This window comes from Aeromicrobium massiliense JC14, assembly GCF_000312105.1.
In the GTDB taxonomy this organism is placed as follows: Bacteria; Actinomycetota; Actinomycetes; order Propionibacteriales; family Nocardioidaceae; genus Aeromicrobium; species Aeromicrobium massiliense.
Map to the genome: position 1 here is coordinate 141,279 of NZ_HE978638.1, position 25,423 is coordinate 166,701.

The window sequence follows — 25,423 nt, forward strand, 5'->3', positions numbered from 1 at the left end:
TTTCGGGCAGGATGGTCGCCATGGAGATCCCCTTCGCCGCCTCCGAGCGGTCGACCCTGGGCATCGAGTGGGAGCTCGCCCTCGTCGACCAGGACAGCGGCGACCTGCGCCAGGTGGCGCAGACCGTGCTGGACGCCGTCGAGCCGCCGGGCGGGGGAGAGCACCCCACGATCCGCCAGGAGCTGCTGCTCAACACCGTCGAGGTCGTCACCGGCGTGTGCCGCACGGTGAGGGAGGCCGGTGAGGACCTGCAGCGCAGCATCGAGCGCATCCGGGGGGTCACCGACCCGCTGCGCGTCGAGCTCATGTGCGCCGGCACCCACCCGTTCGCCCACTGGGGCCACCAGAAGGTCACCGACAAGGAGCGGTACGCCACGCTCATCGACCGCACCCAGTGGTGGGGCCGCCAGATGCTGATCTACGGCGTCCACGTGCACGTCGGCATCGAGGACCGCGACAAGGTGCTGCCGATCAGCCGGGCGCTGCTCACCTACTTCGGCCACCTGCAGGCGCTGAGCGCCTCGTCCCCGTTCTGGGGCGGCAAGGACACCGGCTACGCCTCGAACCGGGCGCTCATGTTCCAGCAGCTGCCGACGGCCGGGCTGCCGTTCCAGTTCGAGCAGTGGCCGCAGCTCGAGGGCTACGTCGACGACATGCTCAAGACCGGCGTCATCGACGTGTTCGACGAGATCCGCTGGGACATCCGGCCGTCGCCGAAGTTCGGGACGCTCGAGGTGCGCGTGTGCGACGGCATCCCGAGCCTGCAGGAGCTGCTGAGCGTCTCGGCGCTCATCCACTGCCTGGTCGAGCACTTCTCGCGCGAGCTGGACGCCGGCCGCGAGCTGCCGCACCTGCCGCCGTGGTTCGCGCAGGAGAACAAGTGGCGCGCCGCCCGCTACGGCATGGAGGCGATCCTCATCCTCGACCACACCGCCGAGGAGGAGCTGGTCACGACCCACCTGGAGCGCGTCCTGCCCATGCTCGAGCCGGTCGCCGCCGACCTGGGCTGCAGCGAGGAGCTCGCCGGCATCGCCCGCATGGTGACCGACGGGGCGTCCTACGAGCGCCAGCGCGCGGTCGCCGCGCGCAACCAGGGCGACCTCGGTCCGGTGGTCGCGTCGCTGGTCGAGGAAATGCGCGCGGGCCGTCCGGTGTTGCCCCAGTCATGACTGCCACCGAGAAGGTCGACTTCTGGTTCGACCCGCTGTGCCCCTGGGCCTGGATGACGTCCCGCTGGATGCTCGAGGTCGAGAAGGTCCGCGACGTCGAGACCGTCTTCCACGTCATGAGCCTGTCCGTGCTCAACGAGGACAAGGACGTCCCCGAAAAGTACCGCGAGATGATCCAGCGCGGCTGGGGCCCCGTGCGCCTGGCCATCGCCGTCGAGCAGCAGCACGGCAGCGACAAGGTGCGCGAGCTGTACACCGCGCTCGGCACCCGCAGGCACAACCAGGGCCGCGACTACGACCGCGAGCTCTACCTGGAGGCGCTCGAGGAGGTCGGCCTGCCGGCCGAGCTCGCCGACGCCGCCGACGACGCGTCGCTGGACGACGCGGTGCGCGCCTCGCACGCCGACGGCATCAGCCGTGTGGGCGAGGAGGTCGGCACCCCGGTCATCTCGATCGGCGGCACCGCGTTCTTCGGTCCCGTGCTCAGCCCCGCGCCCAAGGGCGAGGACGCCGGGCGCGTGTTCGACGGCGCCCGCCTGCTCGCCGGCTACGACGGCTTCTACGAGCTCAAGCGCACGCGCGACCGCGACCCGATCTTCGACTGATCGCGGACGGCGCTCACTAGGCTGAGCGCCATGACGCTGCACCCCCAGTCCGTCGCGTTCCTGACCGACCTCGGCGAGCCGACGGTTCCGGACGCCGACCAGGTGCCGGCGGTGCGGGCCCAGGCCCGCGCCGCCGCCCTGGCCGCGACCGATCGCATCGGGTTGGACGCCGTGCTCGACCTCGACGCGGACGGGGTGCCGGTGCGGCTGTACCGCCCGGCCCTCGGCGCCCCCGTCGCGCTGTACGTCCACGGTGGCGGCTGGGTGCTGCACGACCTGGAGACGCACGACGCGTTCTGCCGCCACCTGGCCCACCGCACGGGCTGGGCGCTGCTCGCCGTCGACTACCGGCGCGCGCCCGAGCACCCGTTCCCGGCGCCGCTGGACGACGTCGAGACGGCGGCCCGCTGGCTGCGCCAGCACGCCCGCGCCCACCGGGTCGACGCGACGTTCCTGCCCGGCATCGGCGACTCGTCCGGCGCGAACCTCGTCGCCGGGCTCAGCGTGCGCGACGCGTCCCTGCTCGACATGCAGGTGCTGCTGTACCCGGCGACCGACCGCGCAGGTGACCTCGACCCGGCGCTCGACACCCCGGCCCTGACCGCGGCGCAGATGGCCTGGTTCTGGCGCCAGTACGCCGACGGCTCGGACTCGGCCGAGGTCTCGCCGCTGCGCCACGACGACCTGGCGAGCACGCCGCCCACCGTCGTCGTCACCGCCGAGCACGACGTGCTGCGCGACCAGGGCGAGGCGTACGCGTCCGCGCTCTCGGCCGCCGGTGTGCCGGTCAGCGCCTGGCGCGCGCTGGGCGTCCCGCACTCGTTCTGGCGGATGCCCGAGCGCTTCGACCTCTCGCGGGCGACCGTCCTCGCCGTCGGGGCGCTCATGGACGCTCGCCGCACCGCGCACCTGTGAGCACGCCCAGGGCGGGTCGTCGGCGCGCCCGCGACCTGGGAGACTGACGTCCATGCGCGTCCACATCGGTGCCGACCACGCCGGCTACGACCTGAAGACCCACCTCGTCGAGTGGCTGACCGCGAACGGCCACGAGCCGGTCGACCACGGAGCCCACGAGAACGACCCCGCCGACGACTACCCGCCGTTCTGCATCGCCGCGGCGGAGGCCGTCGTCGCCGAGCCGGGCAGCCTGGCGATCGTCATCGGCGGCTCGGGCAACGGCGAGCAGATCGCCGCGAACAAGGTGAAGGGTGCTCGCGCGGCCCTGGCCTGGAGCGTCGAGACCGCGCAGCTGGCGCGTCAGCACAACAACGCCCAGGTCGTCTCGATCGGCGCGCGGATGCACTCCGTGGAGGAGGCCGAGGCGATCGTCGCGGCGTTCCTGGGCGCCGAGTGGAGCGACGAGGCGCGTCACCAGCGCCGCATCGACATGCTGCTGTCCTACGAGGAGACCGGCGAGATTGCCTGAGGGGCACACCCTCCACCGGCTCGCCGGTGACCTCCTCGACCGCTTCGGCGGACGCGTCGTCGGCTCGTCCAGCCCGCAGGGGCGGTTCGCCGCGCACCTGCTCGAAGGCCACGAGCTGACCGGCGCCGAGGCGCACGGCAAGCACCTGCTCGTGGCCTTCGCGGACGTCGCCGAGCAGGTGCACGTCCACCTCGGCCTGTACGGCACGTTCGGCTTCCTCGACGGGGCCGAGCACCCGGTCGTCGGCCAGGTGCGCTGGCGGCTGAGCACGTCCGAGGTGACCGCCGACCTGCGCGGACCCACGGCGTGCGAGCTGCTCGACCCCGCGCAGGTCGACGCGCTGACCGCCCGCATCGGGCCGGACCCGCTGCGCGCCGACGCCGACCCGGACCGCGCCTGGGCCCGCGTGTCCCGCAGCCGGACGTCCGTCGCCGTCCTGCTCATGGACCAGTCCGTCCTCGGCGGCGTCGGCAACGTCTACCGCGCCGAGGTGCTGTTCCGGCTCGGGCTCGACCCCATGACGCCCGGACGCGAGCTGGACCGGACGACGTGGGACGCGATCTGGTCCGACCTCGTCGCGCTCATGCATGCCGGGGTGCGCAGCGGACGTATCGACACCGTGCGCCCCGAGCACGAGCCCGAGGCGATGGGGCGCGAGCCGCGCCGGGACGACCACGGGGGAGAGGTCTACGTCTACCGGCGCGAGGGGCAGCCGTGCCTGGTGTGCGGGACGCCGGTGATGCGAAAAGATTTGGCGAACCGGAACCTGTTCTGGTGTCCGCGGTGCCAAAACTCCCACTAGAGTGCCGCCGTGAACGTCGTCGCGCGCCGGCCCGGGGCCGTGGGCTCCTGGCTGCACCGCCAGGTGCTCGAGTGGCGTTCCGGCACCCGCGCGAGCCAGGTCACCGCGACCCTCGTGCTGGTCGCCGTCATCGGCCTGTCGCTGGCGCTGTCGATCCACGACTACGCGCTCATGCCGATCGCGGCCTACTTCTTCTACCTGTTCGTCGCCATGATCGTGCTGCGGTTCTGGCCGCTCGTCGTGGTCAGCGCGGCCGCGACCCTGGCCGGCGTGCTGAGCGTCGAGCTCGGCGCGTCACCGACGCTCGCGCGCACGATGGCTGCCGGCATCCTCGTGGCGTCCGCGCTGCTGGTGATCTTCCAGGCCAGCCTGCAGCGCACGGGGCTGCCGAGCGTGCTGGGTCAGGCGATGCTGGCCGACCTGCGCGACCGGCTGCAGCGCCAGAGCCGCGTGCCGGTGCTGCCCACGGGCTGGCGCTGCGAGACGTCCATGGTGAGTGCTGGTGGGTCCGGCTACGCGGGTGACTTCCTGGTCGCCGAGCTGAGCGAGGACCAGCGTCACCTGGAGATGGTGCTGGTCGACGTGTGCGGCAAGGGCGTCTCGGCAGCCACCCAGTCGCTGCAGTTCGCTGGTGCGCTCGGCGGGCTCATCGGGGCGCTGCCACCGCAGGCGCTCATGGCCTCGGCGAACGACTTCCTGCTCCGCCAGGACGGCGAGGACGCCCTCGCCACCGCGGTGCACGTGCTGCTGAACCTCCGGACGGGCGCGTACGAGGTGACGAGTGCCGGACATCCGCCGGCGCTGCGCTGGTGCTCGAAGGAGTCACGCTGGGAGATCGACCCGGCCCGCGGACTCGCGCTGGGCGTCGCCCGCCGGCCCGAGTTCCACCGCAGCACCGGCGTGCTCGAGCCGGGCGAGGCGCTCGCGTTCTACACCGACGGAGTCGTCGAGACGCGCGACCGCTCGCTCACCGACGGCATCGCCTGGCTGCAGGACGCCGCCGGGCGCGCCGTCGAGCCCGGCTTCGAGGGGGCCGCCGCGCGGCTCATGCAGCGCGTGCCGCGCGGCGACGACGACCGGGCCGTGCTCGTGCTGTGGCGCGACCCGGCCTGACCCTCACCAGGTGCGGTCGACCTTGCGGTGGAACCGCTGGCCGGCCTTGCCGCCGAGCACGGCGAACACGACCATGACGGCCAGCGCGGCGACGATCGTGATGGCGCCACCGATGCTCAGGTCGTCGGTCGGGATCGGCACGTCCGGCACGTCGATGCGGTCCAGGACGTTGTACTGCGCCCCGAACACGGCGCCGACGACGGCGGCCACGATCATGATCAGCAGGCCGACGAGGAACACCCCGATGCCCTGCTTGGCGCCGTCGAAGCGGGCCATGCGCCCGGCGACGTAGCCGCCGGCGAAGTAGCTGATCGCCAGCACGACGAGCAGCACGATGGCAGCGCCGATGCCGATGGTGCCGCTCTGGCGCTCCAGGTCGGACTGGGTGACGTCGTTGGCGTTGCCGACCGCCGTGGCGATCGCGCCGACGATGCCGGACAGGATGACCGCCAGGCCGACGGCGACGAGCCAGCCGAAGAAGGCGACCACGAGGTGCATGCCGCCGAAGCGCTCGCGGCGGCGCTCGTGGACCTCGGCCTCGGTGCGGCGCGGGTCGACGTCGTGATCACGGTGGGCAGGTGCCGCGTGGGTGCCGTGCCGGCCGTGGTCGGTGGTGGTGTCGGACGTGGGCGGCAGGTCGGTGGTGCGGTCGTCGGTGGCCATGGTGGGAACCTCCTGGCTACGTGCGCGGCTGCGCGGGATTGGTCGGGACGCCCTGCGAGGGCGGGTTGATCGGCGGGGCACCGGAGGACGAGTCGGTCTGGTGCGGGTTCGGCGGACCGCCCGCCGCCTCGGGCGTCGGCGCGGCCGGGTCGGCCCCGGACGGCTCCGCGCCCTCGTTGACCGCGTCGAGCCGCCGCTGCAGCAGCTGGACGACGGTCAGGCGATCGCCGTGCTCGCGCTCGTACGCCAGGAGCGTCTCGAGCCCGGACGCGTCCAGCGCCCGGACGCGCTGCTCCAGCGTGCTCTCCGGCAGGTGGTCGTAGTCGGGGATGGGCAGGTCGGTGTGGTCGCTCATGCGTGGCTTCCTGCCGTGGGCTGGTCCCACCGCAGCAGCGCGGCGGACGGGGCGCCGGACAGCATCGGTCCGGACAGGGCGTGGACCTCGGCACCGGTGAGCGCCGCGGCGGCCAGGAGCGCCTGGTCGGCACGGACGCGCTCGGGCACCTCGGGCAGGGCGCCCAGCGCGAGTCCGGGGAACCGCGCGGTCTCGACCTCGTGCTCGGCAGCGCTCGTCGGGTCGATCAGCAGCGTCGCGACCTGGCCGCGGACGAACGCGTCCACGACGTCGGTGACGCCCGTGGCGACGGCGTCGTCGCGTCCGAGGCGCTCCTCCAGGTCGTCCAGCATCTCCACACGGGCGGTCATCACCTGCTCCTCGACGGCGCGCGCGACGGCCTTCTGCAGCGCCTCGTCGCCGCCGTCCTCGCCGCGTCCGCCGGCGTCGAGCTCGACCACGGTGACGCCCTGCACGCCCTCGAGGCCGGTGAGCACCTCCTGCCGCGAGCCGGGCTGCCCGGCGAGCAGGACGACGCGGATGCCGGCTCGGACGTGCTCGGTGATCTCCTGCGCGACCGAGCGGGCGTTGCGGGCCCACACGCTCTCGTTGTAGTGCTGCCACTTCAGGTGCGCCCAGCCGCCGCCGCGGACCTTGTGCTCGAAGTCGGTCTCGCCGCCCGCGGTGCGGACCTCGTCCGGCCGGTCGGGCGTCCCGGTGCGGTGCACGCTGACGTCGCCGCCCTCGTGGTCGACGAGCGCGAGCACGAACGGCACGGTCAGCGCCTCGTCGGCGATCCACGCGCCGAGGTCGGGGAGCGGCCCCCACGACCCGCTCGGCTGGTCGAGCCGGGCCCGGACGACCTCGTTCAGCAGGACGCCGCGCTCGGTCACGACGGCGAAGCGGCTCGTCGGCGCGGGCACCTCCGTCGGTTCCAGCAGCGCCTCGCGCAGCTGAGCCACGACGGACTCGGGGGCGCCGGCCTGCGTCGCCGCGTCGGTGGCGGTGCGGACCTGCAGCTCGATCTTCTCCGGGGCGTTCTCGGTGTCGCGGCTGACGTCGACGTAGCCGGTCGCGAACGGACCGGGATTCTCGTAGAGATGGGCGATGCGGTCGCTTCTCACGTGTCCTCCTCCGGTTCGGGGCTGGTACGTGACGCAGTACCCCGGAGGAAGCGTCGTAACCAGGACGACCCCGGGAACGACGAACGCCGGTCCCTGGGGGACCGGCGTCGTGTGGAGCGGACGACGAGACTCGAACTCGCAACATTCTGCTTGGAAGGCAGAGACTCTAACCAATTGAGCTACGTCCGCGTTGCTGCCGAGGCAGCGCGACCATGATGCCACATGGTCCTCGGGGCGCTCGTCAGGCGGTCGCGACGACGAGGTCGGCAGCCTCGCGGGTGTGCTCGCGGGCGAAGTGCTCGCGCTCCTGCTCCGCCCACACGTCCCACCACGGCTCGTACGTCGCGCCGTCGCGTTGCATCGCCCGCCGCCGGCGGACGTCCTCTGGCGCGTCCAGCCACAGCAGCGCGGACAGGTAGGGGCGAGCCAGGGCCGCGCCGGAGCCGACGCCGTCCAGGATCAGCACGCCGCCAGGCTCGACGGGCACCGGCTCGCCGGGCGCGGACGCCGCCCAGTCCCAGCGGCGGAAGGTCGCGGTGCGGTCCTCGGCCAGGCACCCGAGCACCTGCCCGACCAGCACGGGCGTGGACGCGTCCAGCCCCTGCCAGCCGCGGTAGAGGTCCTCCATGCTCAGCACACGGGCGTCGAGCCGGGGCGCGAGCGCAGCGACGACGTCGGTCTTGCCGCTGCCGCTCGGTCCGTCGACGGCGATGACCGTCGTGCTCCCGCAGCGGGCCCCGCGCAGGTCGCCGAGCAGGGTCAGCGGTGCCGCCAGCTCCTCGTACCGTGGTGGTGCTGGGGGCAAGTCTGGTCCTCTAGAGTGAGACGCCGGCTCGGCCGGCACCGGGATGTAGCGCAGCTTGGTAGCGCATCCGCTTTGGGAGCGGAGGGTCGCAGGTTCAAATCCTGTCATCCCGACCAGAGGGCCCGAGGACGGGTCCGTGAGTGGTTGCGACCCGTACCGGCCTTCGTCAGGCTCAGGCAGCGAATAGGTCAGGCAGGTTCGAGCACCCTCGGTCGGTGCTTGACGTGGCGGGCGTGTCTCAGTGGTCGCTGCTGGGGGTCGATCCGTGGTGGTGGGATGACTTCGACGACGCCGTCCTGGCTGAGGCGGGCTGACCAGTCGGTGTCGTGGAGCAGGTGGTGGTGGAAGAAGCAGAACAGGGCGCCGTTGTCGATCGAGGTCTCACCACCCTGGCTCCATGGTCGGAGGTGGTGGGCCTCGCACCATCCGGGTGGGCGGTCGCAGCCCTTCCAGGAGCAGCCGCCGTCCCGGGTGGCGAGGGCGATGCGCTGGTGCTGATCGTGGAGTCGCTTGCGCCGGCCGACGTCCATCGGCTGGCTCTTGCCGCCGAGCACGACGGGGATGATTCCGGCGTTGCAGGCGAGTCGTCGGGCCTGGGAGGCGGAGAGTCCGGTGTCGGTCGAGAGCATCGCCCGGCCCAGGTCGCGGACCAGATCCTCGTGCCTCATCGACACAGTCACCGTGGCGGCGACGCCGCCGGCCTGCGGGAAGCAGTCGCTCGGGAGGTGCTCGACCAGCTCGCACAGGGCCAGTCCCATGCGGCGGGCGTGGTCGAGGCGTCCGATCTCGGCGTCGGAGTGGTCGCCGTCCACGTCGCGGAAGATCGCGCCCTCGCGGCGGGGTGAGGCGAGCCCTTCGAGGACGGTCTTGAGCATGTCGGCCTGCACGTCGGGCAGGACCCCGCGGATCGACGAGCGGCCTCCGCCCATGCGGGTGATGGACAGGCGGGTCTCGTCCCACGCCTGCTTCTCCTGGCGTTCGAGCTGGGCGCCGATGATCTCGTCCGCACTGTCGGGGTCCACGACCTCGACGATGCGGTTCGCCAGTCGGCGCAGGTCGTCCGCTCCGAACTCGGATGCGTGCTCCAGGAGCGTGGCTTCGGCGTCGTCGTGCTGCTCGTCCACGAACCACTCAGGGAGCTGGTCGAGGGCCTTGAGGATGATGTGGGCCTGCTCGGTGGTCAACCGACCGGTGGCCCAGCGCTCGCGGGTGACGGCGCCGCGCGTCGGGTCCAGCCTGGTCAGTGAGACGAGCTTAGAAGCCTCGCTTCGGGAGACATTCGTGGTGCTGGCCAGCCAGACCGTGGGGGACGTGCAGCCGTCCTCACGGGGCAGGCCACGATCCGCAGCCGCAGCGGTGAGCCGGACGGTCAGCGCCTGGAGCGCGGCCGCCGCCTGAGCAGCGGCCTGCAGCTCGGCACGGATCTCGCGGTCGGTCAGCATCCAGGGCTCGAGCGTGCTGGACTCCTCCAGCAGTGCTGCGACCTGTGCGCTGATCATCCGAGACCCCCGTGTCGAACGTTTGTTCTAGTCTACCTCGGGAGGCCCACAGAGACAACGGAAAATCCCCAGGAAGCCAGGACTTTCTTCGCTTCGACAATGCGGCGAGCGAGGCTCGTGCGAGCCGACGCACCCACCGCGCCGAGCGACCGACGACGTCGTCATCAGCCCCTTGGGTGACGGCACACTCAAGGCTCCTTTCGACAAGCTCAAGGAGCAGGAGCGGCAGCGGAAGCCCCTACCGCCCCCGCTGCCCGCACCTCGCGCGGCGACCGGCCCCACCAGCGGCGGGCGCACCGGGTGAGCGCCGACTGCTCCGAGAGGCCGAGCGCGGCGGCGACCTGGGTCATGGGCATGTCGGTGGTCGTCAGGTACGTGCGCGCGCGGTCGCGGCGCAGCCCGTCGAGGACGCGCGCGAAGGTGGTGCCCTCGGCCTCGAGCCGACGCTGCAGGGTGCGCGGGTGGACGGCCAGCAGCGCCGCCACGGCGCCGACGTCCGTGCTCGTCGTGCCCAGCGACTCCTCCAGGACGGCGCGGACGCGCATGGTCACGTCCGAGCCGGGCGCGTCCGCGTACCGGGCCAGGTGCTCGAGCGCGAGGGTGCGGACGGTGACGTCGGCGTCGTCGAGCGGCCGGGTCATGAGGCTCGCGGGGACGCGCAGCAGCGCCTGCGCCGCCCCCACGCGCACGGGCGCGCCGAACCACTCCTCGTACCGGGCGACCGGGGCGAGCGGTCGGTGCGGAAGCTCGACGCCGCGCAGCCCGTAGCCGCCGCCGTGCAGGGCGCGGATCGATCGGTGCAGGAAGCCCAGCCCGACGTCAGCGCCCTGGCGGAAGACGTCGCCGGCCGGCGTGCCGTACCGCAGCGCGACGAGGCCGGGTGTGCCGTGCGGGTCGGGCACGGCCTCCAGGCTCAGCCCGCGGGCGTGGACGAACAGGTAGCGCGCGCTGCACGCCAGGGCGTCGCCGAGGGTGGGGGAGTTCTGGATCGCGACGGCGAGCGGCCCGAGCATCGCCAGGTCCTGGCGCTCGGCGAGCCGCAGGCCCAGGTCGGGCAGGTCGAGCTCGACGGCGGCCAGCTCGAGCACGCGCGCGAGCGCGAGGTCCTCGACCAGCAGCTCGTCGTCGTGCAGCGCCTGGACGGGCAGCCGGGCGCGGCGGGCCATCGCCTCGGCGTCCCCACCGCGCTCGGCGACGAGCCCGGCGAACCCGCGGAGCCCGGCCGACCGGATGTACGACATGTCGTCCAGGGTCAAGTAGTTGTCGCGCACGGTCAAGTGGCCGCTCGGGGCGGCGACGCATGCTGGAACCCATGAGCGAGAGCACGCAGCACGTCGACGTCGTCATCGTCGGGGCCGGCCTGTCCGGCGTCGGCGCCGCCTACCGCCTGCAGACGCAGGTGCCGGGACGCACCTACGCGATCCTCGAGTCGCGCGAGGCGATGGGCGGCACGTGGGACCTGTTCCGCTACCCGGGCGTCCGCTCCGACTCGGACATGTACACGCTCGGCTACGCGTTCAAGCCGTGGCGCGACGGCAAGTCGCTCGCCGACGGCGCCTCGATCCTGCAGTACATCCGCGACACCGCTGACGAGTTCGGCATCGCCGACCGCGTCCAGTACTCCAGCAAGGTGGTCGGCGCCGACTTCGACACCGCCGCCTCCCGTTGGACGCTCACCGTCGAGGACCCGCGCACGGGCGACCGGCGCACCATGACCTGCGGCTTCCTCTACTCGTGCGCCGGCTACTACGACTACGAGCAGCCGCACGCCCCGGTCTTCGAGGGCGTCGACGACTTCGCCGGCGAGGTGCTGCACCCGCAGTTCTGGCCCGAGGACGCCGACCTGGCCGGCAAGCGCGTCGTCGTCATCGGCTCCGGTGCCACCGCGGTCACCCTCGTGCCGTCGATGCTCAAGGGCGAGGGTGCCGCCGCCCACGTGACGATGCTGCAGCGCACGCCCACCTGGATCAGCGCCGTGCCGTCGACCGACAAGAACGCCGAGCGGCTCAAGAAGGTGCTGCCCCCGGCACTCGCGCACAAGGCGGTCCGGGCCAAGAACATCGCGTTCAGCACGGCGTTCTACCAGTTCTGCCGCCGCCGTCCCGAGACCGCCCGCAAGCTGCTCACCGGCCTGGCCACCAAGGTCGTCGGGGACGCGCAGACCGTCGCCGACCACTTCACCCCGACGTACGACCCGTGGGACCAGCGCCTGTGCGCGATCCCCAGCGGCGACCTGTTCCGCGCGATCAAGGCCGGCGACGCGTCGGTCGTCACCGACCACGTCGACCGGTTCGTGCCCGAGGGCATCCGGCTGGCGTCCGGCCAGGTGCTCGAGGCGGACGTCGTGGTCACCGCCACCGGGCTGAAGCTGCTCGCCTTCGGCGGCATCGAGCCGCACGTCGACGGCGAGCGCGTGCCGCTGGCCGACCAGTACGTCTGGAACGGCGCCATGATCACCGGCGTCCCGAACTTCGCGGTCTGCATCGGCTACACGAACGCGTCCTGGACGCTGCGCGCCGACCTCACCCACCGGTTGGTCTGCAAGGTGCTCGGCTGGATGGAGGAGCGCGGCCACACCGCCGTCGCGCCGCAGCCGGACGCCTCGCTGGCCCCGCAGCCGCTGCTCGACCTCGCCGCCGGCTACGTGCAGCGCTCGATCGACGCCTTCCCGCGCCAGGGCGACAAGCGGCCCTGGCAGGTGCGCCAGAACTACGTCCTGGACTCGGTCCACACCCTGCGCACCGACCTCGACCGCACCCTCGCGCCGGTCGCCGCCCGCGTGCCCGCCACCGACACGACCGACGCCGTCCCCGTCGGCGCCTGACCGAGAGGCCCACCATGGCTCTTCCTCCCTTCTCCTTCACCGGCGCCCGCGCCGTCGTCACCGGTGCCGCCAGCGGCATGGGCGAGCAGATGGCCCTCCAGCTCGCCGAGCGCGGCACGCACCTCGTGCTCGTCGACCGGGACGCCCCGCGGCTGGACGACGTGGCTCGTCGCCTCCGCACGCAGCACCCGGCGCTGACCGTCACCACCCACGTGGCCGACCTCGCCGAGGCTGGCGCCGTGCCGGCCCTCGCCGCGGACGTCCTGGCGGAGTCCGACCGGCTCGACCTGCTGGTCAACAACGCCGGCGTCGCCCTGGGCGGCGGGTTCCTCGACGTCACCAAGGAGGAGTTCGACTGGGTGATGGCGATCAACTTCCAGGCGCCGGTCGACCTGACCCGCGCCCTGCTGCCGGCGCTGCTGGGCTCGTCCGGCGGGCACGTCGTCAACGTCTCGAGCCTGTTCGGCCTCATCGGCCCGGCCGGCCAGTCGGCCTACTCGTCGAGCAAGTACGCGATCCGCGGCTTCAGCGAGGTGCTGCGCCACGAGCTCGAGCCGCACGGCGTCGGCGTCACCACGGTCCACCCCGGCGGCATCAAGACGCGCATCGCCGAGACCGCCCGCGTCGCCGCCAGCGCCAGCGAGGAGGAGGCGGCGCGCGGCAAGCGGGCGTTCGCCAAGCTGCTGACCTACCCGGCCGACAAGGCCGCGGCGCAGATCCTGCGCGGCGTCGAGCGGCGCAAGGCGCGCGTGCTCATCGCCTACTCGGCCGTCGTGCCGGACGTGCTGGCCCGGCTCATGCCCACCGGCTACGGCCGGGTGCTGGGCAAGGTCGTCAAGGCGCCGACGGCGACCCGGGCGTCGGAGACCGCCGAGCCGGTGGCCTGAGCCGCTAGTCGGCCTCGGTGCCCCAGCCGTCGTACTCGCCGCCGTCGACGTGGGCGGCGAGCGACTCGAAGAACGTGCGCGCCTCGGGGACGGTCGAGGCGTCGACCGGCAGGTCCGAGCGGCTGGCGACGACGCCGTGGTCGCCCGACGCGAGGGCGTCGACGTCCCAGCCGGCGTGCCGCGCCCGTGCGACGAGGAAGCGCTCGCCGTCGGCGTCGGCGCAGTAGAGGAAGTGCTCCCAGCGCCGCGGCCGCGTCAGGTCCACCTTCAGGCGGACGAGCTCGGCGAGGGTCGCGTCGTCCCCGGCGTGCCCGGTGACCGGGGCCGGCGGGCGGCGCTTGAACAGTCCCATGGCGCGCGACCCTAGCGCCGTCCGGTGCCGCGCGGGCCGGATTCGGTCCGTCCGCCCGGTCCCGTACACTGGATCGTCGCCCGTGTGAGCTGAATTCCGCGGCGCCCGAACGCTTCCGACCAACAGGAGTCCACATCGTGAAGAGCAGCACCGAATCGCTGAGCCCCACCCGGGTCAAGCTCACCATCGAGGTGCCCTTCGACGAGTTCCAGCCGAGCCTCGACGCGGCGTACCGCACGATCGGCTCGCAGGTCACCGTCCCCGGCTTCCGCAAGGGCAAGATCCCCGCCGCGATCATCGACCAGCGCGTCGGCCGTGCCGCCGTGCTCGACGAGGCGATCAACAGCGCGCTGCCGAACTGGTACAACGAGGCCGTGCAGGAGCAGGACCTCATGCCGCTCAGCCAGCCCGAGATCGACCTCACCAAGTTCAACGACGGCGAGCCGATCGAGATCACCGCCGAGCTGGACGTCCGCCCGGCCATCGAGCTGCCCGACATCTCCTCGATCGAGGTCACCGTCGAGACCGCCGAGGTCGCCGACGCCGACGTCGACGAGCAGGTCGAGGGCCTGCGCGAGCGCTTCGCGACCTTCACCGAGGTCGACCGCGCCGCCGCCGAGGGCGACGCGCTGACGATCGACCTGTCCGCGGCCAAGGACGGCGAGCCGATCGAGGCCGCGCAGGCCGAGGGCATGCCCTACACGGTCGGCAAGATCACGATGCTCGACGGTCTCGACGAGGCCGTCCAGGGCCTGAAGGCCGGCGAGAGCGCGACCTTCTCCACCCAGCTCGCCGGTGGCGACCTGGCCGGCGACGAGGTCGAGGTCACCGTCACGGTCAAGGACGTCAAGGAGCAGCACCTGCCCGAGCTCGACGAGGAGTTCGCGCAGATGGCGTCGGAGTTCGACACCGTCGAGGAGCTGCGCGCCGACCTGGTCGAGCGCCTGACCCGCGGCAAGCGCCTCGAGCAGGCCGCCGAGGCCCGCGACGCCGTCCTGGAGAAGATCGTCGAGCAGATCGAGGTGCCGCTCCCCGAGGAGCTGGTCGCCTCCGAGATCGGTGCCCGCCGTCAGCAGATGGAGGCCGAGCTGGCCGGCATCGGCATGACCCTCGAGGACTACCTCAAGGACCAGGAGAACGGTCAGACGATCGAGGAGTTCGAGGCCGAGCTCGACCGCAACGTGCGCGACGCGATCGTGGCCCAGTTCGTCCTGGACGAGATCATCCGCCGCGACGAGATCCAGGTCGACGACGCCGAGCTGACGCAGCACATCCTGCGTCGCGCTCAGCAGTCGGGCCAGGACCCGCAGTCGTTCATCCAGCACATCATGGAGCACAACCACGTGCCCGAGATGATGAACGAGGTCATGCGCGGCAAGGCCCTCGCCCAGCTGGTCGAGAACGCCAAGGTCGTCGACGGCAACGGCGACAGCCTCGACCTCGCCCGCCTGCAGGCCGACGGCTCGTACGCCGACGACGCGGAGACCACCGAGGCCTGATCCTCGCCGCCCGTCCGAAGGGAACCTCGCTCACGCGGGGTTCCCTTCGTCGTTCCCGGCGGGCAGGATGACCGCCATGCCCGCCCGCACCCCCGACGCCCTCGCGTGGCTCGTCGACCAGGGCGACCGCCGGCTGCTGCCGCGCGTGCGGGCCGCCCACCTCGGGCTGGCCGACCGCCTGCTCGCGCCCGTCCCGGCGCTGCGGCACCTGCACGAGTCGGCCGCCGGGGCCGCCTACGCCGCGGGGTCGCTCGGCCTGCGCGGGTCCGCCGCCGGCCTGCGGCTGATGGGCCGCCACGGCGTCGGGCCGCGGCTCGACGGACGCGCGTCCGGCCTGCTCGCCGCCGTCGACGCGCTCGACCCCGCCGCCCCGCTCGGGCCCACGATGGCCGTCCGCGCGGACGGCCGGGACGTCCCGCTCGCGCCGGACGCGCTCGCGGCCGCCTACCCGCGCGCCGGCGGCCACGTCGTCGTGCTCGTCCACGGCCTGCTCGAGCACGACGGCACCTGGAGCGCCGCGTCCGGACCGTCCTACCCGGGCGTCCTGGCCGCCCGCACCGCGGCGACCCCCGTCGTCGTCCGCTACGCCACCGGCCGAGCCCCGGGCGAGACCGGAGGCGAGCTGGCGCGCCTGCTGACGTCCCTGGTGGACGCCTGGCCCGTCGGCGTCACCCGGCTGACGCTGGTCGGTCACGGCCTGGGCGGACGGGTCGTGCAGTCCGCGGCCCGGCACGGACTCGCCTCGGCCGCCGACTGGCCCGCGCTGGTGCGCGAGGTCGTGCTGCTGGGCGAGCCGGAGTCCGGCGCGCCGGGGGAGAAGCTGGCCCGGCTGGCCGCGCCGCTGCGCCCCGCGCCCGTCCGCGCGCTCGGCGCCGGCCGGGCACGGCTGCTCGTCGGCACCCTCACGCCGACGACGTGGGAGGGGCGCGAGGTCACCGCCGCCTGGGGCGACGACCGCCGCTCGGTCGCCCCACTGCCCCGCACCACCGTCCACGTCGCGCGCCGGCCCGGACGCCCCCTGCTGCCCGACCCGCGCGTCGCCGACCTGCTCGTCGGGTGGCTCGGCGAGCGTCCTGCCCCCATGCTGGGCCCCACCCCGACCGAAGGAGAACCAGATGGCCGAGCGTGAGCTCATCCAGGCGAGCACCGAGGTCGACGCGTCGCCCGCGTCGGTGTGGGAGGTGGTCTCGGACCTGCGCCGCATGGGCGAGCGCAGCCCGCAGTGCAAGAAGATGTTCATCCTCCGCGGCCCGGTGAGCGAGGGCACCGTCACCGTGAACCTCAACAACCGCGGCCCGCTGTGGTGGCCCACCACGTCGAAGGTGACCCGGTTCGAGCGCGAGCGGGTGCTGGCCTTCCACGTCCCGATCAACGGCACGACGTGGACGTACGAGCTCGAGCCGACCGCCACCGGCACGCGGCTCACCGAGAGCCGCCGGGTGAAGGCGCCGGGCAAGGCGATCTCGAACTTCCTGGTGAACCGGTTCATGGGTGGCGTACCGGCCTTCGAGGCCGAGCTGCAGCGCGGCATCGAGGAGACGCTCGCCCGGATCAAGGCCGAGGCCGAGCGCGCGCCTACCACCGCGTAAGGTGGGCGGGCCGTCGCGACGCCGCGACGGCGCACGCCCCCGATCGACGGCACCTGCCTGATTGACCAAGGAGCACCACCCATGACGAAGCTGAAGCTCGCCGCGGCCGTCCTCGCCGCCGGCACCCTGCTCGGTGCCTGCAGCGGCACGGGCCAGGAGGAGTCCGGCGCGTCCACCGAGACCGGCGACCTGACCTACGCGGTCATCACGCACGCCGCTGCCGGCGACACGTTCTGGGACCGGGTCAAGTCCGGCGCCGAGCGCGCCGGCGACGACTACGGCGTCTCCGTCGACTACTCCAGCTCGAACGACCCGGCCGAGCAGTCCCAGCTCATCGACAACGCGGTGGCCAAGGACGTCGACGGCATCGTCGTGTCGATGGCCAACCCGGAGGGCCTGGAGTCGAGCATCAAGAAGGCCGTCGCCGCCGGCGTCCCGGTCGTGACGATCAACTCCGGCCAGGAGAGCTCGAAGGCGTTCGGCGCCATCACGCACATCGGCCAGTCCGAGACGATCGCGGGCACCGAGACCGGCGAGCAGCTCAAGGCGGCCGGCTGGAAGAACGCCCTGTGCGTCATCCACGAGGCCGGCAACGTCGGTCACGAGGCCCGCTGCAAGGCCGCGGCCGAGGCGCTCGGCGCCAAGATGACCAACCTGCAGGTCGACGGCACCAACGACGCCGAGGTCAAGGCGACCATCAAGGCGAAGCTGCAGTCCGACAAGACCATCGACGGCGTCCTGACCCTCAGCGGCCAGTACGGCATCGACGCCGTCGGCGCGGTCGACGAGGCCGGCTCGCAGGCCCAGGTCGCGACCTTCGACATCACCGAGGACGTCATCACGGCCATCGAGGACGGGACGATCCTGTTCGCGGTCGACCAGCAGCCCTACGTCCAGGGCTACCTCGGCGTCACGACGCTGTACCTCAAGGACATCAACGGCAACGACGTCGGCGGCGGCCAGCCGGTGAACTCGGGCCCGGCCTTCGTCACCAAGGAGAACGTCGCCCAGGTCGCGGAGTTCGCCAAGAACGGCACGCGCTGACGCATGACCGACGCCTCGCTCACGTCGAGCACCTCGCCGGTCCGCCGCCTGCTCGCCCGTCCCACGACGGGCGCGTGGGTGGCGGCCGTCGTCGTGCTCGTGTTCTTCAGCGTCCAGACCGACACCTTCATGACCGCGGCCGGTGCCGGCGTGTGGCTGGAGTCGGCCTCGCGGTTCGGCATCATGGCCGTCGCCGTGGCGCTGCTCATGATCGGCGGTGAGTTCGACCTCTCCGCCGGCGTCATGACCGGCTTCACCGCGCTGTGGGTCGGCGTCTGCACGACCCAGTACGGCCTGAACATCTGGGTCGCGGTGCTGCTCTCGCTCGTCGTGGCCCTGGCCGTCGGCGCGCTCAACGGGGTCCTGGTCGTGCGCACCGGGCTGCCCAGCTTCATCATCACGCTCGGCACGTTCTTCGTGCTGCAGGGCGTCGACCTGGCCGTCACCAAGGCGCTGACCGGCGAGGTCGCCATCCAGGGCATGACGAAGGTGCCCTACTACGACTCGGTGCAGCCGATCTTCGGTGGCTCGGTCGAGATCGGCGGCGGGACGTTCTACGTCTCGATCCTGTGGTGGCTGGCGTTCACCGCCGTGGCCAGCTGGGTGCTGCTGCGCACCCGCGCGGGCAACTGGATCTTCGCCGTCGGCGGCGACCTGCCCGCGGCGCGTGCGGTCGGCGTGCCGATCATCAAGACCAAGATCGGGCTGTTCATGCTCACCGCCGGCGCGGGCTGGCTGGTCGGCATGATCTCGTTGTTCCGCACGTCCACCGTGCAGGCGAACACGGGCGTCGGCCAGGAGTTCATCTACATCATCTGCGCCGTGGTCGGCGGCTGCCTCATGACCGGCGGCTACGGCTCCGCGGTCGGCGCCTCGCTCGGCGCGCTCATCTACGGCATGACGTTCATGGGCATCAACGCGGCCCAGTGGGACAACAACTGGCTGCGCACGTTCCTGGGCGCGATGCTGCTCGGCGCCGTGCTCATCAACCTGTGGGTGCGCAAGCAGGCGGAGGCGACCCGATGACCACTCCCTTGATCGAGGTCCGCGAGATCGGCAAGCGCTACGGCGGCGTCACGGCGCTGGAGGGCGTCTCGACGACCGTCCACGCCGGCGAGGTCACCTGCGTGCTCGGCGACAACGGTGCGGGCAAGTCGACGTTCATCAAGATCCTGTCCGGCGCGCACCAGCACACCGACGGCGAGCTGCTCGTCGACGGCGAGCCGACGTCGTTCGCCAACCCACGGGCCGCGCTGGACGCCGGCATCGCCACGGTCTACCAGGACCTCGCCGTCGTCGGCCTCATGCCGGTCTGGCGCAACTTCTTCCTCGGGTCCGAGCTCACGAAGGGCCGCGGCCCGTTCCGCCACCTCGACGTCGAGCGCATGAAGCGCGTGACGCTGGACGAGATGGCGTCCATGGGCATCCAGCTGCGTGACGTCGACCAGCCGATCGGGACGCTGTCGGGCGGCGAGCGCCAGTGCGTGGCCATCGCCCGTGCGGCGTACTTCGGCGCGCGCGTGCTGATCCTGGACGAGCCGACCGCCGCGCTGGGCGTCAAGCAGTCCGGCGTCGTGCTCCGCAACGTCGCCGCGGCGCGCGAGCGTGGCCTGGGCGTCGTGCTGATCACCCACAACCCGCACCACGCCTACCCGGTGGGCGACCGGTTCCTGCTGCTGCGCCGCGGGCGCAGCATGGGCGAGTACGCCAAGGCCGACATCACCCTCGAGGAGCTCACCTCGATGATGTCCGGCGGCGCCGAGATGGAGGCGCTGACGCACGAGCTGCAGCGTCCCGACGCCCCGGTCGTCGCGCGCCCGGCCGACGACGCCTGAGCGTCGTCTGCCGACAGCGAACAGGCGCGGGTCTCGCGTGTGTTCGGCAGGGTCGCCGTCTAGGGTCGACAACGTGAACCCTGAGACGACACCCCGCATGGCCGCCGACGCCGGCCCCTCGGACCTCGACGGCCACATCTACAACCGTCTGCTGAAGGAGCGCATCGTCTTCCTCGGCTCGGAGGTGCGCGACCAGAACGCGAACGCGATCTGTGCGCAGATGCTGCTGCTGAACGCCGAGGACCCGACGGCCGACATCTTCCTGTACATCAACAGCCCGGGCGGCTCGGTCGACGCCGGCATGGCGATCTACGACACCATGCAGTTCATCTCGAACGACGTCGCCACCGTGGGCATGGGCCTGGCCGCCTCGATGGGCCAGTTCCTGCTCGCCGCCGGCACCAAGGGCAAGCGGTACGCCCTGCCGCACGCGCGCATCATGATGCACCAGCCCTCGGGCGGCATCGGCGGCTCGGCCTCCGACATCCGCATCCAGGCCGAGCAGAGCAAGCTGCTCAAGAAGCAGCTCACCGAGCTGCAGGCTCAGCACACCGGCCAGAGCGTCGAGCAGATCGACCTCGACTCCGACCGCGACCGCTGGTTCACCCCGGCGCAGGCGAAGGAGTACGGCTTCATCGACCACGTGGTCACCCGCGCGGCCGACGTCACGACAGGAGAAGTGCAGTGAGCTACTACATCCCGCAGTGGGAGGAGCGCACCTCCTACGGCTTCCGCCGCATCGACCCGTACGCGAAGCTGTTCGAGGACCGCATCATCTTCGTCGGCACCCCGATCAGCGACGACGTCGCCAACGCCGTCATGGCCCAGCTGCTGTGCCTGCAGCAGATGGACCCCGACCGCGACATCCAGCTGTACATCAACAGCCCGGGTGGCTCGTTCACCGCGATGACGGCGATCTACGACACGATGCGCTACCTCAAGCCCGACGTGCAGACCGTCTGCCTGGGCCAGGCCGCCTCGGCCGCCGCGGTGCTGCTCGCCGCCGGCACGCCGGGCAAGCGCTACGCGCTCCCGAACAGCCGCATCCTGATCCACCAGCCCTACACCGAGGGCACGGGTGGCCAGATCTCGGACCTGGAGATCCAGGCCAACGAGATCCTGCGCATGCGTGAGCTGCTGGAGTCGATGCTGTCCGAGGCGACCGGCAAGGACGCCAGCGAGATCAGCCGCGACGTCGAGCGCGACAAGATCCTGACCGCCGAGCAGGCCGTCGAGTACGGCATCGTCGACCAGGTCTTCGACTCGCTCAAGGTGCCCGCGGTCTGAGCACCTGACCCACCACGAGGGCCCCGGACGTCACCGACGTCCGGGGCCCTCGTGCGTCAGACGACGGCGCAGGGCGCGGCCGCGGTCGGGGCGAGCGTGAGCCCGAACGGCGCCGGACGCCGGTCGTCGCGCACCGCCCAGGTGCCGCCCTCCTGCACGTAGTCGCCGTGGACGTCACCGGCCACCCACGACCGCACGCCGTGGAGCAGCCGCTGGACGTCCTCCGCCGAGCTGGCCAGGCCGACGCCGGCGCGCACCGCGCCGGCGCCCCAGCCGAGCGAGTCCAGCAGCGGGTGGGCGCAGAAGCGTCCGTCGCGCACCGAGACGCCGTGCTCGGCGGCCAGGTACGCGGCGAGGAGGCCCGGGTCGGTGCCCTCCAGCGCGAACGTCACCACGCCCACGCGGGCCGCGGAGTCGGGCCAGAGCCGCGCCACCCGGACGCCCGGGACGGCGGACAGCCCGCCGACGAGGTCCTCGACCAACGCCTGCTCGTGCTGCTGGGCGGCGGCGCCGTCAAGGGCCGAGAGCGCGTCCGCCGCCGCGGCGAGCGCGACGGCGCCGAGCAGGTTGGGCGTGCCGGCCTCGTGACGGGCCGGGGCGTCCGCCCACGTGACGTCGGTGGCGCTCACCTGGCGCACGGCGCCGCCGCCGGCCAGGTACGGGGGAGCGGCGTCCAGCCAGTCGCGCCGGCCGACCAGCGCGCCGGAGCCGAACGGGGCGTACAGCTTGTGCCCGGAGAACGCGACGTAGTCGGCCCCGGTCTCGGTCAGCGAGAAGCGCCGGTGGGCCAGCAGCTGCGCCCCGTCGACGACGACCCGGGCGCCGTGGGCGTGCGCGCTCGCGACGACGGCGTCCAGAGGCAGCGCCTCGCCGGTGACGTTCGACGCGCCGGTGACGGCGACGAGGGCGTGGCCACCGCTGGCGAGCGCAGACTCCAGGCGGGCCAGGGTCTCGGCGACGGTCGGCGCGGTGGCGAGCGTCTCGACGCCGCCGCTGGCCTCGCGCCAAGGGAGCAGGTTCGCGTGATGCTCCAGGTCCAGCACGAGCACCCGGCCGGGCACGGCTGAGGCGAGCAGGTTGAGCGCGTCGGTGGTGTGGCGCACCAGCACCGTGACGTCGTCCGGCCGGGCGCCGACGAAGGCACCGACGGTCGCCCGGGCGTCCTCGTACAGGCTCGTGCTCACCTGCGAGGCGTACCCCGCGCCACGGTGGACGCTGGCGTAGTAGGGCAGAGCCGCCGCGACGCGCTCGGCCACCGACTCCAGAGCCGGCGCGCTCGCGGCGTGGTCGAGGTTCACGTGCCGCACCCGGCGGCCGTCGAGCAGGGGGACGTCGACGTCGGCGCCGACGACGGACAGCAGGGGTCGGGACATGGCAGGGGCCTTCCGCTCGCGCTTGCCCACGCCGGTCGACGCGGGCCGGGTCGTCACCCGGAGCACCCCGCCGCGAGGGAGGGTTGCCGACCAGCAAGCCGGGGCTGTGCGTCGCAGGACGCGCTGGTGCTCATGACCTGGAAGGACCCTGCCACGCGCGACACGCCGGACGCAATCGAATGTTGAGACACCTTCCCACGATGTGAGACGAACGCTGAAGCGGTTGACGCACCGACACGCTTCACCTCGTCCGGCGGTCGCACCCGCTCCGCCGGCGCGGCACCGGCCCCACCTCGGCCGGGCCGCCGGACGAGGAGGAGCACGCACGTGGAGCAGTGGAACCTGATCGGGCTGGGACTGGCCCTCGGCCTGTTCGCCGGCCTGTACGTGCTGGGCCGGGTCGGCGTCGGGTTCACGACGCGCACCTTCCTGGCGCTGTTCGTCGGCGTGGGGCTGGGCGTCGTGCTGCGCGACCACGTCGACTACCTGCGGCCGCTGGGCCGGGTCTACATCAACCTGCTGCTCACCATCGTGGCGCCGCTCGTGGTCGTCTCGATCCTGGCCAGCATCACGGCGCTCGGCTCGACGAGGGCGCTGCGCAGCATCGGCACCCGCTCGGTCGTGTGGCTGCTCGGGCTCAACCTCGCGGCGATCCTGCTGACCCTGGGCCTCGCGCTCGAGACCGGCGTGGGCAAGGGCGCCGACCTGGCGTCCCAGGGCGTCGACACCCGGTCGCTGGACGAGATCAAGAAGCCGTTCTCGGAGGTCTTCATCGGCTTCTTCCCGACCAACGTGGTCGAGGAGGTCGGCGACAACGACATCATCCCGATCATCCTCATCAGCGTCGTGGTGGCGGTCGCCTACGCCCTGGTGGCCGAGCGCACGCCGGAGAAGGTCGCGCCGTTCAAGGCGCTCGTCGACGCCGCCCGCGAGATCGTCTACCGCGCCGTCGGCTTCGTCATCGCGCTCACGCCGTACGCGGTGCTCGTGCTCACCGCGGTCGCCGCCTCCAGCGCGACCGGACGCCGCGACCAGCTGCTCTCGCTGCTGGGACTGCTCGTCGTCTCCTACGTCGCCTGCTTCGCCAGCGCGTTCGTCGTCGACGCGGTCGTGCTGCGGGTGGCGGCGGACGTGTCGCCGGTGCGCTTCTTCCGCAAGATCGCCCCTGCGCAGCTGACCGCGTTCACGACCCAGAGCAGCGCCGGGACGCTGCCGCTCACGACCCGGCTGCTCGTGCAGCGGGTCGGGGTGCCGGCGGACGTCGCCGGCTTCACCGCCCCGCTCGGCACCACGATCGGCATGCCCGGCTGCGCCGGCGTCTGGCCCATCGTGCTGGCGGTCTTCGCGGTCAACGGCCTGGGGCTGGACTACGGCCTGCGCGACTACGCGCTGCTGGTCGTGCTCGGCCTGCTGGTCTCGGTCGGCACGGCCGGCGTGCCCGGCACCGCGACCGTCACCGCCACCACGGTGCTCACCGCGGCCGGCCTCCCGCTCGAGGTCGTCATCCTCACCCTGCCGATCAGCGCGATCGTCGACATGGCCCGCACGATGAGCAACGTCACCGCCGCCGCGGTCGCCGCGACCGTGGTCGCGCGCCGCGTGGGCCGCCTCGACGACGCCGTCTTCGCCGCCTGTGACGCCGACGACACCGACGACGAGCCGGCCGGTCGTCACGCCGCCTCGTCCAGCCTCCCGTCCGCCCCGGTCACGGTCGACCCGTCGGTGCCCGTGGGCGCCTGCGGGATCGACGACCGTCCCGCCATCCCCGTCCGCGCCCGATGAGCGCGACCGTCCCCCGCAAGGAGCTCTCGACCATGTCCATCCTTCAGGTGCCCCGCGCCGTGCGCTGGCTGCTCGCCGTGCTGATCAGCCTCGTCATGGTGATCGGCAGCCAGGCCGTCCACGTCAAGGCCGACGCGGCCGAGGTGCAGTGGGTCGACGGCGCCGACGACTCGTTCTGCCTCAACGACGACCGGGGCCGGGCCCTGGACGCGCTGCCGGCCGAGGCCTGGTGCACGCCGATCCCGGGCTGCTACCAGGACGACGACGGTGTCTGGGTGCTGCCGAGCCGCAAGACCGGCATCTGGCAGGGCGACCCGAAGAAGGTCCGCTACGCCGACGAGGTCAAGGCCGAGCCGAAGCCGACCACCCCCACGACGTCGGCGCCCAAGCCGTCCACCTCGAAGCCGACCAAGAAGCCCACGACCGAGCGCCCGACGTCGCCGAAGCCGGGCACGCCCGCGCCGAGCACCGACACCACGACGACGGACGCGCCCGCCGACCTGGGCGTCGACGAGCAGGAGGTCGCGGTCACCGGGGCGCCCACCGCTCCGGCCGCACCGGTCCTCACGGTCAAGGGCAAGGACGTCACCGTCGCCTGGCAGGCGACGCCCGACGCCGAGCTCGAGAGCGTGACCGGCTACGTGGTGCGCTTCACCGGTGCCCAGCCGGTCACCGTGGACGCCACCACCACGACGCACACCTTCACGGGTCTGGCCGACGGCTCCTACCGGGCCGCCGTCCGCGCCGTGAACGCCGCGGGGGAGTCGGTCTCGTCGCCGCCGTCGGACCCGGCCACGGTCGGCACCCCGGTGGTCGACGTCAAGGGCACCGTCGCCGTCGAGGGCGAGCTCGCGCCCGGCGCGTCGGTGACGATCACCGGCACCGGCTACGCCCCCAACGTCCCGGAGCTCGCGCTCGAGCTGCACTCGGATCCGGTGGCCCTCGGCACGGTGGCGACGGACGCCCAGGGTGGCTTCACCACCACCGTGACGATCCCCGAGACCGTGCCGGTCGGCGCCCACCAGGTCGTCGTCCTGCACGAGGGTCAGCAGGTCACCGCCTCACCGGTCGAGGTGGTCGCCGCTGCCGGCGCCACCGACGCCGCCACCGAGGAGACGGCCGCACCGGTCGCCGAGCGCGTGCCGCCGCACACCGGTCTGGCGATCCTCGCCGTCCTCGCGCTGGCCGGCATCGGCTCGCTCGTCTGGCACCTCGCGACCGGACGTCGTCGCCGTCGCGCGTCGGGCCAGACGGGCCCGGACGACACGGTCGTGCTGCCGGCGCCCGTGGCCGCGCAGGACGTCGCCCCGCGCCCGCTGACCCCGTCGGGGGTGGGCTGATCGACCACCGACCCACGGTCGGGCCGTCGGCACTGCCATGACACGACGGCCCGACCCATCACCCCATGCCT

26 protein-coding genes, 2 tRNA genes and 1 riboswitch are annotated in these 25,423 nt (G+C 72.7%); of the genes, 19 read left to right on the plus strand and 9 right to left on the minus strand.

The genetic code is table 11. The annotated features are described in order from the left end of the window. Positions 1-20 precede the first annotated feature (20 nt). Genes HGAM_RS13455 through HGAM_RS19385 form a run of 6 tightly spaced genes read left to right on the plus strand, consistent with a single transcriptional unit; the run spans position 21 to position 5,115 of the window. Complete coding sequence (locus HGAM_RS13455) at positions 21-1,169, plus strand: glutamate--cysteine ligase (protein ID WP_019146026.1); 1,149 nt, start codon at positions 21-23, stop codon at positions 1,167-1,169. Beyond that, positions 1,166-1,774 (plus strand): mycothiol-dependent nitroreductase Rv2466c family protein, encoded by a 609-nt coding sequence (locus tag HGAM_RS13460; protein ID WP_019146027.1) that lies wholly within the window; start codon positions 1,166-1,168, stop codon positions 1,772-1,774. The genes HGAM_RS13455 and HGAM_RS13460 overlap by 4 nt, the downstream gene beginning before the upstream one ends. A 30-nt stretch (positions 1,775-1,804) precedes the next feature. Continuing rightward, the gene (locus HGAM_RS13465) at positions 1,805-2,689 is read left to right on the plus strand and encodes an alpha/beta hydrolase (RefSeq protein WP_019146028.1); all 885 of its coding nucleotides are present in this window, start codon (positions 1,805-1,807) and stop codon (positions 2,687-2,689) included. A 52-nt stretch (positions 2,690-2,741) separates the two neighbouring features. Next, positions 2,742-3,200, plus strand: a complete 459-nt coding sequence (locus tag HGAM_RS13470; protein WP_019146029.1) for a ribose-5-phosphate isomerase — start codon at positions 2,742-2,744, stop codon at positions 3,198-3,200. Next, positions 3,193-4,002: an Fpg/Nei family DNA glycosylase gene (locus HGAM_RS13475; RefSeq protein WP_019146030.1), complete on the plus strand. Its 810-nt coding sequence runs from the start codon at positions 3,193-3,195 to the stop codon at positions 4,000-4,002. Before HGAM_RS13470 ends, HGAM_RS13475 begins: the two co-directional genes overlap by 8 nt. A gap of 9 nt (positions 4,003-4,011) precedes the next feature. Beyond that, a complete protein-coding gene (locus HGAM_RS19385) occupies positions 4,012-5,115 on the plus strand; it encodes a PP2C family protein-serine/threonine phosphatase (RefSeq protein WP_019146031.1) in 1,104 nt (367 codons plus the stop codon). A gap of 3 nt (positions 5,116-5,118) precedes the next feature. Here the strand turns inward: HGAM_RS19385 and HGAM_RS19390 are convergent, their stop codons facing one another. From HGAM_RS19390 to HGAM_RS13505, 5 genes are all read right to left on the minus strand, one after another. Beyond that, positions 5,119-5,778 (minus strand): TIGR04086 family membrane protein, encoded by a 660-nt coding sequence (locus HGAM_RS19390; protein WP_019146032.1) that lies wholly within the window; start codon positions 5,776-5,778, stop codon positions 5,119-5,121. Between the two features lie 16 nt (positions 5,779-5,794). Next, positions 5,795-6,133: a DUF8129 domain-containing protein gene (locus tag HGAM_RS13490; RefSeq protein ID WP_019146033.1), complete on the minus strand. Its 339-nt coding sequence runs from the start codon at positions 6,131-6,133 to the stop codon at positions 5,795-5,797. Continuing rightward, positions 6,130-7,236, minus strand: a complete 1,107-nt coding sequence (locus HGAM_RS13495) for a baeRF2 domain-containing protein (RefSeq protein ID WP_019146034.1) — start codon at positions 7,234-7,236, stop codon at positions 6,130-6,132. The genes HGAM_RS13490 and HGAM_RS13495 overlap by 4 nt, the downstream gene beginning before the upstream one ends. Before the next feature lie 112 nt (positions 7,237-7,348). Next, a tRNA-Gly gene (locus HGAM_RS13500) sits at positions 7,349-7,425 on the minus strand. 52 nt (positions 7,426-7,477) lie between these two features. After that, complete coding sequence (locus HGAM_RS13505) at positions 7,478-8,041, minus strand: nucleoside/nucleotide kinase family protein (RefSeq protein ID WP_019146035.1); 564 nt, start codon at positions 8,039-8,041, stop codon at positions 7,478-7,480. A 39-nt stretch (positions 8,042-8,080) separates the two neighbouring features. Between HGAM_RS13505 and HGAM_RS13510 the strand changes: the two genes are divergently transcribed. Continuing rightward, positions 8,081-8,157: transfer RNA gene (locus tag HGAM_RS13510), tRNA-Pro, on the plus strand. 72 nt (positions 8,158-8,229) lie between these two features. Here HGAM_RS13510 and HGAM_RS19395 read toward each other — a convergent pair. Both HGAM_RS19395 and HGAM_RS13520 read right to left on the minus strand, forming a co-directional pair. Then, a complete protein-coding gene (locus HGAM_RS19395) occupies positions 8,230-9,540 on the minus strand; it encodes an HNH endonuclease signature motif containing protein (RefSeq protein ID WP_019146036.1) in 1,311 nt (436 codons plus the stop codon). Positions 9,541-9,749: 209 nt separating this feature from the next. Continuing rightward, positions 9,750-10,781, minus strand: coding sequence for an AraC family transcriptional regulator (locus tag HGAM_RS13520; protein ID WP_038951828.1), 1,032 nt, complete (start codon positions 10,779-10,781; stop codon positions 9,750-9,752). Positions 10,782-10,852: 71 nt separating this feature from the next. Here HGAM_RS13520 and HGAM_RS13525 point away from each other — a divergent pair, with 71 nt between their 5' ends. Together HGAM_RS13525 and HGAM_RS13530 are read left to right on the plus strand one after the other, a co-directional pair. Beyond that, complete coding sequence (locus HGAM_RS13525; protein WP_019146038.1) at positions 10,853-12,364, plus strand: flavin-containing monooxygenase; 1,512 nt, start codon at positions 10,853-10,855, stop codon at positions 12,362-12,364. A gap of 14 nt (positions 12,365-12,378) precedes the next feature. Then, positions 12,379-13,251 (plus strand): SDR family NAD(P)-dependent oxidoreductase, encoded by an 873-nt coding sequence (locus HGAM_RS13530; protein ID WP_019146039.1) that lies wholly within the window; start codon positions 12,379-12,381, stop codon positions 13,249-13,251. 4 nt (positions 13,252-13,255) lie between these two features. On the opposite strand, the gene HGAM_RS13535 is transcribed toward HGAM_RS13530, so the two are convergent. Continuing rightward, entirely contained in the window at positions 13,256-13,603 is a 348-nt protein-coding gene (locus tag HGAM_RS13535; protein WP_019146040.1) for a ribonuclease E inhibitor RraB, read from the minus strand. Positions 13,604-13,740: 137 nt separating this feature from the next. Between HGAM_RS13535 and tig the strand changes: the two genes are divergently transcribed. From tig to HGAM_RS13575, 8 genes are all read left to right on the plus strand, one after another. Next, positions 13,741-15,102, plus strand: coding sequence for a trigger factor (gene tig, locus HGAM_RS19400; protein WP_019146041.1), 1,362 nt, complete (start codon positions 13,741-13,743; stop codon positions 15,100-15,102). A gap of 76 nt (positions 15,103-15,178) precedes the next feature. After that, the gene (locus HGAM_RS19405; protein ID WP_019146042.1) at positions 15,179-16,231 is read left to right on the plus strand and encodes an esterase/lipase family protein; all 1,053 of its coding nucleotides are present in this window, start codon (positions 15,179-15,181) and stop codon (positions 16,229-16,231) included. Next, positions 16,218-16,691 (plus strand): SRPBCC family protein, encoded by a 474-nt coding sequence (locus tag HGAM_RS13550; RefSeq protein WP_019146043.1) that lies wholly within the window; start codon positions 16,218-16,220, stop codon positions 16,689-16,691. The genes HGAM_RS19405 and HGAM_RS13550 overlap by 14 nt, the downstream gene beginning before the upstream one ends. 81 nt (positions 16,692-16,772) lie before the next feature. After that, entirely contained in the window at positions 16,773-17,735 is a 963-nt protein-coding gene (locus HGAM_RS13555) for a sugar ABC transporter substrate-binding protein (protein WP_019146044.1), read from the plus strand. Between the two features lie 3 nt (positions 17,736-17,738). After that, on the plus strand, positions 17,739-18,761 hold the full coding sequence (locus tag HGAM_RS13560; RefSeq protein WP_019146045.1) for an ABC transporter permease: 1,023 nt from the start codon (positions 17,739-17,741) through the stop codon (positions 18,759-18,761). Beyond that, positions 18,758-19,570: an ATP-binding cassette domain-containing protein gene (locus tag HGAM_RS19410; protein ID WP_020692219.1), complete on the plus strand. Its 813-nt coding sequence runs from the start codon at positions 18,758-18,760 to the stop codon at positions 19,568-19,570. Before HGAM_RS13560 ends, HGAM_RS19410 begins: the two co-directional genes overlap by 4 nt. A gap of 97 nt (positions 19,571-19,667) precedes the next feature. Then, the gene (locus tag HGAM_RS13570) at positions 19,668-20,258 is read left to right on the plus strand and encodes an ATP-dependent Clp protease proteolytic subunit (RefSeq protein WP_019146047.1); all 591 of its coding nucleotides are present in this window, start codon (positions 19,668-19,670) and stop codon (positions 20,256-20,258) included. Continuing rightward, positions 20,255-20,857, plus strand: coding sequence for an ATP-dependent Clp protease proteolytic subunit (locus HGAM_RS13575; protein WP_019146048.1), 603 nt, complete (start codon positions 20,255-20,257; stop codon positions 20,855-20,857). Before HGAM_RS13570 ends, HGAM_RS13575 begins: the two co-directional genes overlap by 4 nt. A 56-nt stretch (positions 20,858-20,913) precedes the next feature. Here the strand turns inward: HGAM_RS13575 and HGAM_RS13580 are convergent, their stop codons facing one another. Then, entirely contained in the window at positions 20,914-22,230 is a 1,317-nt protein-coding gene (locus HGAM_RS13580) for an aminotransferase class V-fold PLP-dependent enzyme (RefSeq protein WP_038951829.1), read from the minus strand. Positions 22,231-22,243: 13 nt separating this feature from the next. After that, positions 22,244-22,368, minus strand: a riboswitch (SAM riboswitch). Positions 22,369-22,557: 189 nt separating this feature from the next. On the opposite strand from HGAM_RS13580, the gene HGAM_RS19415 reads away from it, so the two are divergent. Beyond that, complete coding sequence (locus HGAM_RS19415; protein WP_019146050.1) at positions 22,558-24,012, plus strand: dicarboxylate/amino acid:cation symporter; 1,455 nt, start codon at positions 22,558-22,560, stop codon at positions 24,010-24,012. 32 nt (positions 24,013-24,044) lie between these two features. Further along, entirely contained in the window at positions 24,045-25,352 is a 1,308-nt protein-coding gene (locus HGAM_RS13590; protein ID WP_147543750.1) for a fibronectin type III domain-containing protein, read from the plus strand. Positions 25,353-25,423: the final 71 nt, after the last annotated feature.

Bases quoted from the DNA above. Each gene is read 5' to 3' on its own strand.
- HGAM_RS13455 (WP_019146026.1), top strand. From the start codon at position 21: ATGGAGATCCCCTTCGCCGCCTCCGAGCGGTCGACCCTGGGCATCGAG.
- HGAM_RS13460 (WP_019146027.1), top strand. From the start codon at position 1,166: ATGACTGCCACCGAGAAGGTCGACTTCTGGTTCGACCCGCTGTGCCCC.
- HGAM_RS13465 (WP_019146028.1), top strand. From the start codon at position 1,805: ATGACGCTGCACCCCCAGTCCGTCGCGTTCCTGACCGACCTCGGCGAG.
- HGAM_RS13470 (WP_019146029.1), top strand. From the start codon at position 2,742: ATGCGCGTCCACATCGGTGCCGACCACGCCGGCTACGACCTGAAGACC.
- HGAM_RS19390 (WP_019146032.1), bottom strand. From the start codon at position 5,778: ATGGCCACCGACGACCGCACCACCGACCTGCCGCCCACGTCCGACACC.
- HGAM_RS13490 (WP_019146033.1), bottom strand. From the start codon at position 6,133: ATGAGCGACCACACCGACCTGCCCATCCCCGACTACGACCACCTGCCG.
- HGAM_RS19395 (WP_019146036.1), bottom strand. From the start codon at position 9,540: ATGATCAGCGCACAGGTCGCAGCACTGCTGGAGGAGTCCAGCACGCTC.
- HGAM_RS13520 (WP_038951828.1), bottom strand. From the start codon at position 10,781: ATGTCGTACATCCGGTCGGCCGGGCTCCGCGGGTTCGCCGGGCTCGTC.
- HGAM_RS13525 (WP_019146038.1), top strand. From the start codon at position 10,853: ATGAGCGAGAGCACGCAGCACGTCGACGTCGTCATCGTCGGGGCCGGC.
- HGAM_RS13530 (WP_019146039.1), top strand. From the start codon at position 12,379: ATGGCTCTTCCTCCCTTCTCCTTCACCGGCGCCCGCGCCGTCGTCACC.
- HGAM_RS13535 (WP_019146040.1), bottom strand. From the start codon at position 13,603: ATGGGACTGTTCAAGCGCCGCCCGCCGGCCCCGGTCACCGGGCACGCC.
- HGAM_RS19405 (WP_019146042.1), top strand. From the start codon at position 15,179: ATGCCCGCCCGCACCCCCGACGCCCTCGCGTGGCTCGTCGACCAGGGC.
- HGAM_RS13550 (WP_019146043.1), top strand. From the start codon at position 16,218: ATGGCCGAGCGTGAGCTCATCCAGGCGAGCACCGAGGTCGACGCGTCG.
- HGAM_RS13555 (WP_019146044.1), top strand. From the start codon at position 16,773: ATGACGAAGCTGAAGCTCGCCGCGGCCGTCCTCGCCGCCGGCACCCTG.
- HGAM_RS13560 (WP_019146045.1), top strand. From the start codon at position 17,739: ATGACCGACGCCTCGCTCACGTCGAGCACCTCGCCGGTCCGCCGCCTG.
- HGAM_RS19410 (WP_020692219.1), top strand. From the start codon at position 18,758: ATGACCACTCCCTTGATCGAGGTCCGCGAGATCGGCAAGCGCTACGGC.
- HGAM_RS13570 (WP_019146047.1), top strand. From the start codon at position 19,668: ATGGCCGCCGACGCCGGCCCCTCGGACCTCGACGGCCACATCTACAAC.
- HGAM_RS13580 (WP_038951829.1), bottom strand. From the start codon at position 22,230: ATGTCCCGACCCCTGCTGTCCGTCGTCGGCGCCGACGTCGACGTCCCC.
- HGAM_RS13590 (WP_147543750.1), top strand. From the start codon at position 24,045: ATGTCCATCCTTCAGGTGCCCCGCGCCGTGCGCTGGCTGCTCGCCGTG.